This is a genomic window from Roseiflexus sp. RS-1 (assembly GCF_000016665.1).
Classification (GTDB): Bacteria; Chloroflexota; Chloroflexia; order Chloroflexales; family Roseiflexaceae; genus Roseiflexus.
This window is the reverse complement of the sequence record NC_009523.1, coordinates 4533036-4548508: the sequence shown is the minus strand read 5'-3', so window position 1 is coordinate 4548508 and position 15473 is coordinate 4533036. Positions and strand designations below refer to the sequence as shown.

12 protein-coding genes are annotated in these 15473 nt (G+C 61.5%); 6 read left to right on the top strand and 6 right to left on the bottom strand.

Features of this window, described 5'->3' with window-relative positions; translation table 11 throughout:
• Window positions 1-585: 585 nt before the first annotated feature.
• Both ROSERS_RS26215 and ROSERS_RS26210 read right to left on the bottom strand, forming a co-directional pair.
• Window positions 586-723 (bottom strand): hypothetical protein, encoded by a 138-nt coding sequence (locus ROSERS_RS26215; RefSeq protein WP_157040978.1) that lies wholly within the window; start codon window positions 721-723, stop codon window positions 586-588.
• Between the two features lie 122 nt (window positions 724-845).
• Window positions 846-983, bottom strand: coding sequence for a hypothetical protein (locus ROSERS_RS26210; protein ID WP_157041140.1), 138 nt, complete (start codon window positions 981-983; stop codon window positions 846-848).
• A gap of 186 nt (window positions 984-1169) precedes the next feature.
• Between ROSERS_RS26210 and ROSERS_RS18740 the strand changes: the two genes are divergently transcribed.
• Both ROSERS_RS18740 and ROSERS_RS18735 read left to right on the top strand, forming a co-directional pair.
• Window positions 1170-2957 (top strand): hypothetical protein, encoded by a 1788-nt coding sequence (locus ROSERS_RS18740; RefSeq protein WP_011958333.1) that lies wholly within the window; start codon window positions 1170-1172, stop codon window positions 2955-2957.
• Window positions 2957-4027, top strand: a complete 1071-nt coding sequence (locus ROSERS_RS18735; RefSeq protein ID WP_011958332.1) for a hypothetical protein — start codon at window positions 2957-2959, stop codon at window positions 4025-4027. Before ROSERS_RS18740 ends, ROSERS_RS18735 begins: the two co-directional genes overlap by 1 nt.
• Here ROSERS_RS18735 and ROSERS_RS18730 read toward each other — a convergent pair.
• Entirely contained in the window at window positions 3933-4727 is a 795-nt protein-coding gene (locus ROSERS_RS18730) for a CBS domain-containing protein (RefSeq protein ID WP_041334106.1), read from the bottom strand. The two genes, ROSERS_RS18735 and ROSERS_RS18730, sit on opposite strands and share 95 nt — an antisense overlap.
• 796 nt (window positions 4728-5523) lie before the next feature.
• On the opposite strand from ROSERS_RS18730, the gene ROSERS_RS18720 reads away from it, so the two are divergent.
• Window positions 5524-6486 (top strand): IS110 family transposase, encoded by a 963-nt coding sequence (locus ROSERS_RS18720; protein WP_011958330.1) that lies wholly within the window; start codon window positions 5524-5526, stop codon window positions 6484-6486.
• Window positions 6487-6767: 281 nt separating this feature from the next.
• On the opposite strand, the gene ROSERS_RS18715 is transcribed toward ROSERS_RS18720, so the two are convergent.
• Entirely contained in the window at window positions 6768-7166 is a 399-nt protein-coding gene (locus tag ROSERS_RS18715) for a VOC family protein (RefSeq protein WP_011958329.1), read from the bottom strand.
• A gap of 238 nt (window positions 7167-7404) precedes the next feature.
• Here ROSERS_RS18715 and ROSERS_RS18710 point away from each other — a divergent pair, with 238 nt between their 5' ends.
• Entirely contained in the window at window positions 7405-8529 is a 1125-nt protein-coding gene (locus ROSERS_RS18710) for a cytochrome c peroxidase (protein ID WP_232282671.1), read from the top strand.
• 23 nt (window positions 8530-8552) lie between these two features.
• Window positions 8553-11375 carry an SdrD B-like domain-containing protein gene (locus ROSERS_RS18705; protein ID WP_011958327.1) on the top strand — a complete coding sequence of 941 codons (2823 nt, stop codon included), beginning with the start codon at window positions 8553-8555 and terminating at the stop codon, window positions 11373-11375.
• Between the two features lie 327 nt (window positions 11376-11702).
• Here ROSERS_RS18705 and ROSERS_RS18700 read toward each other — a convergent pair whose 3' ends face one another.
• Window positions 11703-11915: a DUF433 domain-containing protein gene (locus ROSERS_RS18700; RefSeq protein WP_049767546.1), complete on the bottom strand. Its 213-nt coding sequence runs from the start codon at window positions 11913-11915 to the stop codon at window positions 11703-11705.
• An 83-nt stretch (window positions 11916-11998) separates the two neighbouring features.
• Between ROSERS_RS18700 and ROSERS_RS18695 the strand changes: the two genes are divergently transcribed.
• A complete protein-coding gene (locus ROSERS_RS18695) occupies window positions 11999-12616 on the top strand; it encodes a glucosaminidase domain-containing protein (protein ID WP_011958325.1) in 618 nt (205 codons plus the stop codon).
• Here ROSERS_RS18695 and ROSERS_RS18690 read toward each other — a convergent pair whose 3' ends face one another.
• The gene (locus ROSERS_RS18690; RefSeq protein ID WP_041334102.1) at window positions 12617-15424 is read right to left on the bottom strand and encodes a transglycosylase domain-containing protein; all 2808 of its coding nucleotides are present in this window, start codon (window positions 15422-15424) and stop codon (window positions 12617-12619) included.
• Between the last annotated feature and the right edge of the window lie 49 nt (window positions 15425-15473).

Sequence of the window (15473 nt, the reverse complement as noted above, 5' to 3'; positions counted from 1 at the left end):
ACCGAAGATGAACAACCGCCAACCAACTATGATCACTATTATGACATTTTTATCATCAGATACGTGATGCGGTGATTCCAGAAGGTAAACAAGAGGTATATTATGTGCACATATGAGCAAGAATTTTGAGGAGATAAGCCATTGGATCAGGCGCTCAAACACAAACAATGAACATCCTCGCATCTAAGTCATGCTTTATTTTCAAGTAGAATACCGATCTTTGGAAGATTACTGTCAAGTCTTTTAGAAATGACAAACAATTCATCTCAGGTGTATAAATATGGTTGTCAGTTCTTCTCTCAAGGACATGACCAGCACTATCACAGAGCGCAGACAGATTGCTTCCTGCTCCCCGAGGCATCCTGCCGGGCGCCTGTTTGCACCAGGGGCAACGCACGCGCCTGGGGGCGAGGGAGTCCCGTCCGTGTCGCGTCTGCGAGGGCAAGATGCCCTCGCTCCCAGGAGAAATGTGAACACTTAGAGCCTATCCGAACAACTGGAACCTTTTCGCCTGCGGCGTGATCGCCGTGCGCGCCGCCGGGTTCTTCGGATAGGCGCTAAGACGTGGAAGTCCGACGGGCCTGGCTACGGGCGAGCGGGATGCGCCCCCGCAAGCCCGCGCAGGCGGGCTTCCCGCCTGCCAGCCGCGACTTCAGTCGCCAGGCGGCGAGCGGAACCACCCTGTCGCACAAGGTTCGTCGTTCCGCCACGCGAAACCGTCATGCGACTCGGTGTGCTCAGCGCCTATCCGAACAACGGTAACCGTTTCGCCTGCGGCGTGATCGCCGTGCGCGCCGCCGGGTTCTTCGGATAGGCGCTAAGACGTGGAAGTCCGACGGGCCTGGCTACGGACGAGCGGGATGCGCTCCCTCACGCCCGCGCAGGCGGGCTTCCCGCCTGCCAGCCGCGACTTCAGTCGCCAGGCGGCGAGCGGAACCACCCTGTCGCACCAGGTTCGTCGTTCCGCCACGCGAAACCGTCATGCAACCCGGTGTGCTCAGCGCCTATCCGAACCACTGGAACCTTTTCGCCTGCGGCGTGATCGCCGTGCGCGCCGCCGGGTTCTTCGGATAGGCTCTTACTCCGCCGGTTCCATTCGCCAGAGCCAGACGACTCGTGGTACTATGAACCGGTGATACCGCTTGTTCCTGCGTATGCACGGGGCGCCCATGAAGCGTGTCTTGACGATCATCTTTCTGATCTTTCTGATTGCCTGTGGTCAACCTGCAGCGTCACCTCCACCCACATCTGTACCCCAACGCACGCCGATTGTCCGCCCGATGACGCCGCCAGCCGATCCGGGGCGTCTTGCGCCTCGCGCCACGCCGCCGCCGTCAGCGGCGCCATTGCTGGCAGAACGTCGCGCGCAGGTTGAGCAGGCGCTGGCGCGCGCTGAACCACTGATGCTGCTCGATGGACTCGACGCAGCACAGCAGGCAGCCTGGCGGATAGCCGTCGCCGATGAGCGCGTGCGTCAGGCGCTGGCGACGGCGGATGGACGCCTGGTGCGATCCGAGGTCTTCGGCATCTATCCGCTCGGTCCGGCGGATGATGCGCTGGCGGGGGATGTCTGTCGTAACCGGACGTGCTACCGGGTCGAACTGTACGACTACGCGCGCGATCGCACGGTGCTTGCGGTTGTCGATCCGCAGGCGGGGCGAGTCCATCGCGTCACATCGCTCGATGATACACAACCGACAATTGTGCCGCGCCATCTGCTGGATCTGGCGGCGCAGATTGCGCTGGCAGCGCCCGAAGTGCGCGCAGAACTGGGGTTGCCTCCCGATCAGCAGATGATCCAGCAACCGCAGATGAAAGTGCAGTTCCAGGCGACCGTCTGCGAACGATCCCGTCACCTGTGTACGGCGCCGATCTTTGTCTGGGGCGAACGGGCGCTGTGGGTGATCGTCGATCTGGTCGATTACACAATTGTCGGTCTGCGCTGGACCGACCTGGGTGTATCGAGTCGTCGTCCGGTCACCGAGCAGCGGTTGCAGGACGACGTGGTGACGGCGCAGTACTGTGATCGGGCGACCGATGTGCGCCGCGATGGGTGGTCGCTCCATTATCTGCTGACCAGTACCGACGGGTTGCGCATCGAAGATGTGCGCTTCAATGATCGTCCGGTGCTCCGTAGCGCCAAACTGGTCGATGTCCACATCAGTTATTCGCAACAGGAAGGGTTTGGCTACAGCGATGCACTCGGATGTCCGGCATTTTCGGCAGCTGCAGTGGTGGCATGGGATGGACCTCAGATCGAGCCGATCCGTGCGGCAAATGGCGTTGACGGGTTTGCACTGGTGCAACGCTTCCGCAGCGAGTTCTGGCCCACGCCATGCAACTATGCGTACCGTCAACGCTATGAGTTCTACCAGGATGGCAGTTTTCGCATCGTATTCGTGAGCGAAGGACGCGGTTGCGGCAATGATGGCATGTATCGTCCGGTTATGCGGATTGCACTGGCGGAAGACCGATATACCTTCGCCGAATGGACCGGCGCTGGCTGGCGGGACTGGAAGACCGAGGGATGGCAGGTGCAGCGTGATACGACCGCGTATACGCCGGAGGGGTATCAGTATCGGGTGACGAACGTCAGCCGACACGGATGGTATATTGCACCGGGGCGTGGTCAGTTCAACGATGGCGGACGCGGCGACAACGCCTATCTCTATGCTGTGCGCGGCGACGTTGAGCGCGACGAGGGGGAGAGCGATCTGCCAACGCTTGGCGATTGTTGCAATACCGATGAACGTCAGGGACCGGAGCGCTTCCTGACACCGCCGGAGTCGCTGGAGTATGCACCGCTGGTCATCTGGTACGTCCCGCAGTTGAAAAACTCGGACACCCCTGGCGCCGAATACTGTTGGGCCGACTCGATCCTGCAAGATGGCGTTTTTGTGCCCCGTGTCTGGCCCTGCGCCGCCGGTCCACTGTTCGTACCAATCGGAGGCAACTGATGGGGAAACGGCGTCAGACGGCGACATTGCGAAGGCGCCGCACGACCGCATCTGCACCACCGAATGCTACTCGCGGATTCCTGTTGCTGGCGGTGGGGGTCATCGTGCTGCTGGCAGTAGCAGGCGCGGGGTGGTGGATGACGCGCCGCGCGGAACAGGCATCGCAGGCGCCGACGCAATCTTCCGGGGTCATCGGCGGCGTCACCGGTTGTCGCAGTATTCCGCGTTTCGCCGCACGATTGGGGTATGCCGACCGCCTCGGCATCAGCACCAGTGAGCGCCTGTACCGCGGTCTGGTGATCTTCGACGGGCGCGTGCCGGTCACTGCCGATCCTGCGCTGCGCGACATTCATCAGGAGCCGTCATGGGACGATGCCGGAACGCTTGGACCATTCGTCATCGACCGCGATGGGCATATCTATACCGCTGCCGTGCCACGCACCGCCGTGAGTGACAACCCGCCGGGAAGCCTGAATGTGATTTACCGGATCGATAGCGACACGGCAGAATTGCAGCCGTTCGTCACCCTGCCGGGCGCGCCAGCCGGTTCGAGCGATAATCCGTTCGGGATACTGGGAATGACATACGACTGCGACACCCACGCGCTCTATGTCAGCACGGTCGCCGGTTCGACCCGGCAGTCGGAAGAGGGGCGGATCGTGCGGATCGACCTGGCGAGCAGGGAGATCAGTGATGAGGTGATCGGCATCGATGCCATCGGGCTGGCAGTGTTTCAGGGGCGTACAGGGAAGCGTCTGTACGTCGGGCTGGCGCGCAGCGCCGACGTTGGCTCGGTTGAACTGGACGCCGCCGGTCACGCCACCGGCGAGTTTCGCATCGATCTGACTCTCGACGAGCAGGTGACGACGTTTGCCGATCCGCGTGTGCGCCGGATCAGTTTCGATCAGACGAACATGACCCTCTTCATCGTGCCGTTCACCTTCAACCTGCGCGCCGTCTCCGAACAACAGCAGGTTACGCTGCGGTACGGCTACGACGCCGAACGCGACTCCTGGGTTCCCTTCCCCGCGAGCATCCCTGCATCCGATAGAGCACATCTGCATGGGTGATGATGCCGGGCGGCGCTTTATCGGGCAAACCGCCCGGCGTGACCGGACACGCAATCACCCCGCTGCGCGTCAACGCTTCCGCCACATCCTCACGCGGCGTGTCTGGCGCAATGCACACCACGCGATCAAGAGCGTCTGGCGGCAATACATCGGCAACCGTCAGATCGGCGAAACGCCGATTCGCCCGCTCAGCAAGCGCCTGTGTCGCCACAAGATCGCGCTCCGTCAACAATCCGACAATCCGGCGATCATCGCTCAACACCGGCAACCGTCCATAGCCGCTGCGAATCAGCAGGTCATGCGCCAGCGACTCCGTCTGATCGATAGTGCGAACGGCGCGCGTCATCAACTCTTCGGCGGTTGGAGCGCTGCGCTTGAGGAGGAACTCGATGAACTCGATCAGCCCGGCAACCAGATCGAGAGAGGTCTGCAACCCGCAGGAATGCGCCAGACAGTTGCGCACCTGCGTATAAGCGTCGATGCGCTCGATAAGGTCTTCATCGAGCGCGTCTCGTCCGCGGAGAAAGTTTGCATAGCGCCCCAGGCTTCCATCGCCGACATAGCCGTAGCGGTACGTCAGGCGTTCGAGATACTCTTCGAGCAATTTGAGCGCCTGATCGCCTGCGCTGGCGCTGTCGTCGCACAGCATGGCACGCAACGCCAGCGCCCGGCGCGCAAAACCCTCGGTGGGAGCAGTCATGCATTGACAAGAAGGTGAGCGCTCCGCATGCGTATCCCCCGGCGTGCGGGCGGGGCGGCGCCCGTCGTTCGCCCAGCCCGCCGGTTCAGTGTCGGGCGGGGCGGCGCCCGTCGTTCGCCCGGCCCGCCGGTTCAGTGTCGGGCGGGGCGGCGCGGTTGGTTCCGCAGCATGCGCATGCACGAGGGCGCGCAACGCCCGCGCGGACGTGAACGCCCGCGCTGCGCGCACGAAGCCCCGCTGGCGCGGGGCTGGCGCGGAGCATCCGCACGCGCCAGCGCGGGTGCGGCAGCGCCCTTCGTGCGCGCAGCCCGACGCTTATGGTCTTTGAATAAATAATCCGGTATAGCCCGCGCAGGCGGGCTTTGCCCTGGTTAGCCGAGGGCTTCAGCCCCACGGCTAGCGCAGTATAGCGGATTTATAGCAGTTCTCAAATACGTTGACCCTCGTCCGGGTCTGCCGCGTTGCGCGAGGCGCCCACTTCCAGCGACGGGTGTGGGGGCACGGCATGCCGTGCCCCCCACGGCGCCGCCTCGAGGCGGCGCGTGAAGCGCTCGTTTCCAGCGACGGGTGCAGCCCCGTCTGACAGACCTTGCAAGACCTGCGCGCGCTCTCCGCGCCTCTGCGCCTAGTATAATCTAACGGGACACGGTATACCGTTCTGCGCCAGGTTCACGAGATCGCCGCGGAGTGTTGGGTAGCCGTGTCCTTCAACGCGACCAAGCCGAACAGTTATCTGGGCCCTCAAACCCGCATATGCTAGCAAGGCTGGCGCCGTTTTCCTCAGGAGGTTCTGTGTATGGCTTCCCGTGAGTCGCTCTTTATCGGCATTGATGTCTCCAAACAGACGCTGGATGTGGCGTTTGGCGCCGACCCGCACGCGCCACTCGAGACGATACCGTATACCGACGAAGGTGTCCAGCTCCTGGTCACGCGACTCCAGCGCCTGCAGCCGACCCTGATTGTGCTGGAGGCGACCGGCGGGCTGGAGCGCATGGTGTTCGCCCAACTGCTCCAGGCTGGCGTGCCGACGGCGCGGGTGCAGCCACGCCGCGTGCGCGCCCTGGCGCACGCGGAAGGACGCCAGGCGAAGACCGACCGCCTGGATGCCCGGTTGCTCGCCCGCTTTGCCGAACGGGTGCGCCCGCCGCACCACCAAGCGACGGACGAGCAGCGCGCATCCTTGCGCGACCTGCTGGTCCGGCGGGAGCAGGTGATTCAGATGCGGACGGCTGAGATCAATCGGTTGACGGCTGCCGCGCCGAACCTCCGCCCGGGCATCCAGAAGCATATTGATTGGCTGGATCAGGAGATCCGTGCGCTTGAGCAGGAACGCGACAACGAGGCGGAGCGCACCGACGAGGTGCGCCGGAAACGGGAGCTGCGCGACAGCGTGCCCGGCATCGGCGCGATCACCGCACTGAACCTGCTGCTCCGCCTGCCCGAACTGGGGACCATCAAGCGCACGGAAGCGGCGGCCGTTGTGGGCGTTGCGCCGTATGCCAATCAGAGCGGCGCACAGCACAAACCCCGGCATATCTCCGGCGGCAGGAGGGATGTGCGCAGCGTGTTGTACATGGCGACCCTGGCGGCCACGCGGCGCCGTCTGGTCAGGCGCGCCTTCTATCAGCGCCTGTGTCAAGCTGGCAAGCCGCGCAAGGTCGCCATCGTCGCTGCGATGCGCAAGCTGCTGACTATTCTCGGCGCAATATTGCGTCAGCAAAAGCCCTGGGATCCGGCTGTGCATACGAGCGCCCCTTGACAAGCAACACAGTTACTCCGCGTGAGCCGGTCTGATGCACAGAGACGCGGAGCACGCGAAGGGATGGCACACAAGGCGTCTGCTTTCGATGGCGGGTGCAACCCTGCCCAACAAGACCAATCTTTGTGAGAACTGCTATAATTTTCAATCTCCATGAGCATCGGGCGGGGCGGCGGACGGCCGCCTGACAACTCATGCTCGCACCCACCCTCGGTTGGTGGCAGACGTTGCCGTTTGTGCAGGTGTCGTCGTGGCATCGACAATCGTTACCGGTGTGACTGTCAGGACGCTGGTTGCAAGAGCGGCGTCTTCCGTTGCGCAAGCTGGATCGCGATCTGCCACGGATCACGCAGAAACGTGAGCCGATCTCCAGCAGGCGTTACATCAATGGGTGCGACGTGCGTCGCGCCTGCGGCGACCAGACGGGCAATATCGGCTTCCATATCGCTGGTGCTGAACGCCAGGTGCAGCGCCAGCGGCGAGAAGGCGGCGTAGTCGGGCACAGGCGCGGCAGGATTATGATAGATCTCGATCACGCTCATGCGCGCCGAGTCTGCCAGGAAATAGGTGGCGTTGGGGGTCGGAATATGACGCACGATCTGCATCCCCAGATGAGACGTATACCAGCGCGCCATGGCGTCTGGATCGGCAACATTCAAAGCAATGTGTTCGAGTCGCATCGTCACTCCTTTCGTAGGACAACCAGATTGTAACAAGTATACGCCAGACACTGCAATAATGACAATTTTTATCCAATATCTAACCTCTTTTGACAAATTTGACGATTGATCCGCGCCGTTTTGCGTGTTAGGATAGTACGACCAGCATTCATCAATACCGACACGTTCTGACCTGCTGGCATCGCCCTGGATGGGGGGTACTGGCGCCGCCATACTCCGCATGCAGTTTTGCTTTGTCATGATGCTACGTCCAAAGGTGCACGCTGTTCGTCTGCCGCTTGCAATTGCCCTGGGTGGTGCAGCGCTGCTGATTGTGGCGTTTGTCGGTGGAATACAACGGTTGACGCCGGGCGCCGCAACGCCAGCATCCGCCGGTTCGCCTCGCGCGATGATCGAACTTGGTCGCTGGCTCTTTTATGACCGGCGCCTCTCGGCAAATGAACGCATCGCCTGCGCCACCTGTCACCGCCAGGAACTGGGGTTTAGCGACGGGCGTGTCGTTTCGATTGGCGCTACCGACGTACCGCTGCGCCGAAATACGCCGGGATTGTTGAATAGCGGTGAATTGACGGCGCTCACCTGGGCGAATCCACAGGTTCGCACCCTGGAACACCAGATAGCGCGCGCGCTCTTCGCCGCCGATCCGCCCGAAATGGGGGTGGCAGGCAATGAGCAACGTGTGATCGACAGGCTTCGCGCAGACCCGGATTATCGCCAGCGATTCGCTGCTGCGTTCCCCGCAGATGACGATCCATTCACCTGGGATCGTGTGATCGAAGCGCTGGCAGCTTTTACCCGTTCGCTGCACGGGCGGAACACCCCGTATGACCGGTATATTTACCACGGGGAGACCACAGCCCTCACCGAAAGCGCTCGACGCGGCATGGCACTCTTCTTTTCGCCAGGTCTGGCATGCGGTCACTGCCACGTCGATCTGGTTCCACCCAATCGCGCCGCGCCGCCACGCTGGTCCGACCTGGCGTATGTGGCGACAGGCACCGGGCGTAGCGCCGATCGCGGGCTGGCAGAGCATACCGGCGCTGCAACCGATGCATACCGGTTCCGCGTGCCGCCGCTGCGCAACGTGGCAGTAACGGCGCCCTACATGCACGACGGCAGCCTGCCAACCCTCGATGCGGTCATCCGCTTCTACGAATCGGGGGGACAACTGGACGCGGGTTCTGAGCTGGAGCGCCGCGCTGCGCGCCACCCGCTCGTTGCCGGTTTTGTGCTGAGCGACGATGAACGCCGCGACCTGATCGTATTCCTCGAATCGCTGACCGACGCCGACGCATTGCAATCGCTGGCATTTGCCAATCCGTTCAATGGACCCCGTCTGTCCATCGCAGATCCAGGCAGGTAACTATGTTCAAAAGGAACACACCCATGAAACTCTTTCTCACCATCAAACAGCACTCGCTGGCGTTGACCGTCGGAGCGCTCATCACGGCGCTGGTTATCGCAACGCTTCCCTTGCCCGCAAGCGTTCAGGCAGCTGGCGTCATCAGTGGCGCTGTCTTCCGCGATTTCGACGGCGATGGCGTGCGTGACGCAAATGAGCCTGGGGTCGGTGGCATCACGGTCACCGCCTATGACCCATCCGGCGCAAGTGCAGGCGTGGCTGTCAGTTTCGCCACGCTGTGTCTCGGTTCCGGGAATCCGATCCCGGAATGTACGGCGCTCAATGCGCCTGCGATCGGCAGTTATACCCTCAATGCCACCGGTGTGGGACCATACCGCATCGAGTTTAGCGGGTGGCCCTCCCATATGCGCCCGGCAGCGCAGGGTGGCGGTAACAACACGAGTGTGCAATTCGTGCCGGACGGCAACTCTTCGAATATCGACTTCGCGCTCCACAATCCGGCAGAGTACTGCCAGCAAGACCCGGATCTGGTCACCAGTTGCTACACTAACGGCGATCCGCAGGGTGGCGGTTCCACCGCTACGCGATCGGCAATCGTGCAGGTGCCCTTCACGCCAGCAACCACCGGTCCGGATGAGAACGTGTATCTGGCAACCGGTCAGCAGGTTGGCGCTACGTGGGGGCTTGCCTACCAGCGTTCCAGTCGGACGTTGCTGGCATCGGCGGTTGTGAAACGTCACACCGGCTTTGGTGCGGGCGGGATCGGCGCTATCTATCGCATTGATCGCGATCGCGTCACCGCCCCCAGCGTGTTGATCGATCTGAATGCCGCAGGATACCCGCCTGGCGTCGCGGTTGGCACCAGTCCGCGCGCTCCCGGCGATCTGAGCATCAACGAAGGTGATCCCAACCGCGACCCGGCAGTGTTTGATGCAGTCGGCAAAATCGGGATTGGCGGCATTTCGCTCTCGGAGGATGAAGAGACCCTCTGGGTCGTCAATCTGACCGCGCGCACCCTGCTGGAGATCCGCATCGGCGTTCCGCCGGTTACACCAACTGCGGCGGACATCACCGTCCATCCCCTGCCGACACCTGCCTGCCGCAATGGGGAGTTCCGCCCCTGGGCAGTGAAGACGTATGCCGGGCAGGTCTATGTCGGCGGCGTCTGTTCAGGCGAACGACCCTATGCGGGAAAAAATGTCGATTCGAGCGATCTGACGGCGCATATCTATCGCCACGATCCGACCGGCGCGGTCGGTAATTTCACCGAAGTCTTTTCGTTCCCGCTCAATTACCCGCGCGGTCGCATCTCGAACGGCGGCGTCGGCAATCGGCCATCAGCTGCGTGGTTGCCCTGGATCGACGAGTGGAGCGACATCGGTCCGCCTATGCCGTTGCCTGGCGACGGTCCATTCGGGCAGACGATGTACCCGCAACCGATGCTCACGTCGATCGACTTCGACGTTGACGGCGCCATCATCGTGGCGCTCAACGACCGTGCGGGCATGCAGTTGGGCAATCGCAACTACAGCCCCATCGCCGCCGATACAAACGAGTATGCTGGCGTTGCCGCCGGCGATCTGTTGCGCGTCTGTGTTAATCCAGCGACTCCCACCGGTTACAGCCTTGAAAACGCTGGCGTGTGTCCCGGCGGTCTCGTCGGCGGTTCGACCGGCAACCGACAGGGACCGGGCAACGGCGAGTTCTACAGCCGCGACGAGTATGGCTCAGCCCACGATGAAGTGACGATTGGCGGCATGGCGTTGTACTATAGTCAACGGCAGATTATTGTCACGGCCTACGACGCGCTGCCAGCAGACCAGAACGGTCCGGTTCGCTCTGGCGGTTTGCGCTGGTTCAACGCCGCCAACGGCGCGCTGACCGATGCCTACGTCATCTTTGGGCGGGATCAACCGATTGGCTCGCCGCCGGGAACAGAAGTGCGACGCGCGACCTTCGGGAAATCCGCCGGGCTTGGCGATCTCGAAACGTTTTGCAATCAGGCGCCGCTCGAAATTGGCAACCGTGTCTGGCTCGACAGAAATCGGAACGGCGTGCAGGACCCGGACGAACCGCCGATCCCTGGGGTAACGGTCGAACTGTGGCGCAACGGCGTGCGCATTGGCGTTGCCGTGACCGACGCCGCAGGAACGTACTACTTCCGCAGCGGAACGAACAGCACGGATGACAACCTGCAGGACAACATCATCCACGATGGCGGCATCGGCATTCGCCCCCGCACCGGAACGCCGGGAGGCGCGTCGGAGTATGAGGTTCGCATTCCCAACATCACCGGTCCGAACCGCCAACCGGCACTGACCAACCTGACCCTGACCGTCAACGACAATGATAGCAGTCCCAATGGCGATAGCCGCGACTCAGATGGCGAGACGGTCGGCAACAACGCAGTCTTCGTCATTCCCTACAACAACCACGCCGCAGCCGGGACGAACAATCACACCTACGACTTTGGCTTCTTCGAGGGTGTTCCAACCGCGATTGCGCTCATGTCTTTCACCGCCGGTTGGGAAGGCGATGCAGTGATGATCCGCTGGGTCACAGCAATGGAACTCGATACCGCCGGATTCCGCCTGCTGCGCAGCGCCACGGGGCGGATCGACGACGCGATCATCGTCACGCCGACGCTCATCCGCGCGCGCGGCGGACCCGGCTACGGCGCGACGTATGAATGGCGCGACACGACAGCACAACCAGGCGCTGCGTATACGTATTGGCTAGAGGAGGTCGAAACCACCGGGCGCGTCAACCGGTACGGACCGGCAATGGCGCGGGTGCAGACGACATCGCCGCCGTATCTGGTGACGCTGCCGCTGGTAATCCGGTAAATATCCGCGATAGATGGAGATTGAGAATTTATTCCGCTATACTGCGCTAGCCGTGGGGCTGATGGAGATTGAGAATTAAATCCGGTATACGTCCTTGCCGTGGGGCTGAAGCCCTCGGCTATGGAAGGCGAAGCCCGCCTGCGCGGGCTATACCGGATTATTTCTTCAAAGACCATAAGCCCTCGGCTAGCCAAGGCAAAGCCCGCCTGCGCGGGCTATAGCGGACTATTTACTCAAAGACCATGAATCGCAGATGATCGCTGTTGAGGCATACCGACAGGCGCTTTATTAATCGCTGTGCGAAGCGCCTGTCAGGCAGGCGCTCACTCATCTGGACGCGCAAAACGAACCTGCCTTCAACGGCAGAAACACGGTGTTCGCCAGAGACGTTGAGGCAAACAGCAGGCACGCTTGAATATCTTCAGGCGTCAGATCCTGGTATTCTTCAAGAATCTCTGCAACTGTCGCGCCATGAGCCAGCAAACGAAGAACATATTCCACGGTCAAACGTGTTCCCTTGATAACCGGCTTGCCAACCATATTTTTGCAGTAGAATAACACCTGCCAGCCAGCATCGCACCATCTGCTTCACCACCTCCACCCATCGAACGGAGAAGCGATCGATGTTCAGCGAACAAACGCCAATTCTGGGCAGACCTACCGCCGGTGTCGCCCAAATCGCTGCTTTCATCCTGGCACGACCGCATGGCGAATACACCACCCACGATATTGAAGCGGTCATCGTGCCGGTCTACTGGCAACTCTGTGCAGAAGTCGGAATCGATCCAACGCTGGCGGTGGCGCAGATGATCCACGAAACCGGCAACCTGACCAGTTTCTGGGCGGCGCGTCCGCAGCGCAACCCGGCAGGAATTGGCGTTACCGGTCAAAAGCAGGCGACCCCGCCGCCAGACACGAACGGTTGGGCGTTCAATCCACAACGGCAACAGTGGGAAGCGGGCGTCAGCTTCGCCACCTGGGAGCACGACGCGATACCGGCGCATGTCGGGCGGTTGCTGGCGTATGCGCTGCCCATCGGCGCCGAGAACCCGGTGCAACGCGCCGCCATTGAACGTGCCTTGCGCTACCGGGCGCTGCCAGCGCGCATGCGCGGCTCAGCGCCGATCCTTAAACAACTCGGCAGGGTGCATAACCCCACCGGACAGGGATGGGCGAGTCCAGGCATCGATTATGGGGCAAAGATTGCGGCAATTGCCACCCGCATCGTCACCGGCAGGTAGTTACGGCGCGCGCACTCCCAGCACGACAGTCGCATTCGGGTCGATCCATTCACCGGGCGCAGGCAGTGTGCTGACCACGGCATAGGGAGCATACTCATCGTACACATCAGGAATGCGGTCGCGCGTCTGGTAATCGACGTAGACATTGAAAATACCGAGCGCTGCCAGTTGCTCTTTTGCCTGATTTTCGCCAAAGCGCCGCAGATCCGGCATCCGCACCGCTCCGGGAGTCGGCGGTGTGGAGGGGATCAGCATATCTGCCGTGCAGGCAGGAATAGCTGCGGCGACGATCGGTGCAACGGTTCGGTTGCCGAGCGTGTTGCTCATACCTTCCCAGGTATAGACGATCTGTTCGTCCGGGTCGGGCGGCGGCACGTTCCACGCCAGGATCGTCGTCACCTGATCCGGCGCAATCCTCTGATCTTCCCCAGGTGTGCAGTACCATTGCCCGGCAATCGCAGTGTCAGTGATCAGGGCGGTCGCCTCGATCGGGCTGTCGCTCAACTGCACCACCGGAACCTCGGTAAAAATGTTCTGGCAGAGTTGAGTCGTATCAGAGACAGGGATCGCGTTCGATGCGAGCATGTCTGGTGCGAACAGTTCTTCGCGGTAGGCATTGTACGGTCCAGGCAACGGACAGATCGGTCGGCGCACCAGCCACGAAGGTTTCGTGAAGTCGATCGGCAGCCGTCCATCGGGATACGGCTCGGCGAGCAACCGCTGGAACTTTGGATTGGCAAACAACTCCTCCATAATGTTGTGCCAGATGACCCCGCCACCGGTCAGGCTTTCGACTTTTTTCGTCGGTTCATTGTTGTTATTGCCGGTCCACACGCCGACGGTCACATACGGCGTGTAGCCCACCGCCCAGGCGTCGCGCCAGTCGTTTGACGTTCCGGTCTTGACCGCAGCCGGACGCGAGAGTTTCAATTTGCTGTTCAATCCCCAGACTGGCGCGCGCGCTGCGTCGTCACTCAGTATGTCGGTAATAATCGCCACATGATCCGGATTGAGCGTCTGCGGGCGGATCGTCGGGCGAAACTCCTGGAGCGTTCGTCCGTTTGCATCGACGACTTTGAGAATGGCGACCGGTGGATAGTACCGTCCACCGCTCGCCAGCGTATTGTAGGCAGCGGTTAATTCCAGCGGCGTCACTTCGCCGCCGCCCAGGGTCAGCGCCAGCCCGTAAAAGCCGCTGCCACGCCGCAGGGTGGTGATACCGGCGCGGCGCAACAATCCAATCGTCTGGTCGATGCCGGCAAACTTCAACGCTTTGACCGCTGGCATATTCAGCGAGTTGGCAAGCGCCGCGCGCATGCGCACCGGTCCGTTCCAGCGACCATTGTAGTTCTGCGGCTCGTACCACTCATTCATCCCGGCCAGCAAAGGAAACTTCGTCGGCACGTCCCAAATCACGGTTTCCGGGGTCATACCGCGTTCCATCGCCGCCAGATAGGTAAACGGCTTCAGCGCCGATCCTGGCTGACGCTCGCGCACCGCAACGTTCACCTGACCATCGAGCACATTGCCGGTTTCACCCGGCGTTTTCGTCGGGATCGTCCTGTTGTAATCGATGCTGCCGACCATCGCCAGGATCTGGCCCGTGTTCGGTTGAAGAATAACGACCGCCGCATTGTGGATATTGCGCGCTTCGAGTTCCTGGATGCGTTCGGCGGCCTTCTCCTGCGCCATGCGTTGCAGATCCAGGTCAATCGTCGTGTAGATCGACAGACCCATATTGGCGAACTGCGGTCCGTACTCCTCTTCCAGCAGACGACGAACGTAGAAAACGAAGTGTGGGGCGTTGAGCGGCACTTCCTGGCTGGCGAATCGCAGATCGACGGCTGCAGCACGACGCGCCACCTGATCGGTGATCATCCCTTCGTCCACCATCTGCCGCAGCACAGCAACCTGCCGCCACTTGGGCGGCGGCGTTCCGGTCGGCAGCCGATACGCCGGACTCAGCCAGCCATCCTCCAGGCGAACCCCCTTGAGTACGCCGCCATCAAGATAGTTGAACGGATCGTAGACGCCGGGCAACTGCGGCAACCCTGCCAGCAATGCCGCCTGCGGCAGATTCAAATCTTTCGCCGGGATGTCGAAATAGACATTGGCAGCCGCTTCGACGCCATACGCCAGATTGCCGTAGTAGATTTCGTTCAGGTACAACTCGAGGATATCGTTCTTCGAATACTGCTCCGAAAGTTCCTGCGCCAGAATTATCTCGATCAGTTTCCGTTGATACCTGTTCTCGTACCGTCGCTCTTCATCACTGAGCACAACGTTTTTGATCAGTTGTTGCGTAATCGTCGAAGCGCCGCCGGTCTCTTCACCGGCTTGCAGACTGGAGAACAGCGTGCGTGCAATGCCCAGATAATCCACGCCGCGATTCTCGAAAAAGGTGCGATCTTCGATGGCAACCGTCGCGCTGATCAGGTAGGTCGATATCTGATCGAGCGGAACGCGGGTGCGCTTCCCGGCGCCGAAGAATTCGTAGAGGAGTTGACCGTTACGGTCGTACAACCGCGTCGTCTCGAAACTTTCACGGTTTTCGATCGCTGCCAGTCGCGGCTTGAGCGATGCCGCCAGATCGCTGTAGGCGCTGTAGGCTGTTCCGGCGACACCCAGCGCTACCACGCCTGCCAGCGCCAGGAATGCCAGCATAAGGCGCGCCAGTATCCCGCCAAAACGCATCTCTGTTTCGACTGCGCGCCCGCGCCGCAACATGCCCGGCGTCAGCGGCGCACGTCCCGGCAGTCGCCTGCCTGCCAGTAAACGACTGCGCCGATTGCGTCGAATGTTGTCCATACCCCGATTGTACCACATTGCGCCCATCGGCTCAGATGCTATAATCGGG

Coding starts and splice junctions, on each gene's coding strand:
- ROSERS_RS18730 (WP_041334106.1), bottom strand. CDS start 4,727: ATGACTGCTCCCACCGAGGGTTTTGCGCGCCGGGCGCTGGCGTTGCGT.
- ROSERS_RS18715 (WP_011958329.1), bottom strand. CDS start 7,166: ATGCGACTCGAACACATTGCTTTGAATGTTGCCGATCCAGACGCCATG.
- ROSERS_RS18720 (WP_011958330.1), top strand. CDS start 5,524: ATGGCTTCCCGTGAGTCGCTCTTTATCGGCATTGATGTCTCCAAACAG.
- ROSERS_RS26215 (WP_157040978.1), bottom strand. CDS start 723: ATGACGGTTTCGCGTGGCGGAACGACGAACCTTGTGCGACAGGGTGGT.
- ROSERS_RS18740 (WP_011958333.1), top strand. CDS start 1,170: ATGAAGCGTGTCTTGACGATCATCTTTCTGATCTTTCTGATTGCCTGT.
- ROSERS_RS18700 (WP_049767546.1), bottom strand. CDS start 11,915: ATGGTTGGCAAGCCGGTTATCAAGGGAACACGTTTGACCGTGGAATAT.
- ROSERS_RS26210 (WP_157041140.1), bottom strand. CDS start 983: ATGACGGTTTCGCGTGGCGGAACGACGAACCTGGTGCGACAGGGTGGT.
- ROSERS_RS18690 (WP_041334102.1), bottom strand. CDS start 15,424: ATGGACAACATTCGACGCAATCGGCGCAGTCGTTTACTGGCAGGCAGG.
- ROSERS_RS18695 (WP_011958325.1), top strand. CDS start 11,999: ATGTTCAGCGAACAAACGCCAATTCTGGGCAGACCTACCGCCGGTGTC.
- ROSERS_RS18710 (WP_232282671.1), top strand. CDS start 7,405: ATGATGCTACGTCCAAAGGTGCACGCTGTTCGTCTGCCGCTTGCAATT.
- ROSERS_RS18705 (WP_011958327.1), top strand. CDS start 8,553: ATGAAACTCTTTCTCACCATCAAACAGCACTCGCTGGCGTTGACCGTC.
- ROSERS_RS18735 (WP_011958332.1), top strand. CDS start 2,957: ATGGGGAAACGGCGTCAGACGGCGACATTGCGAAGGCGCCGCACGACC.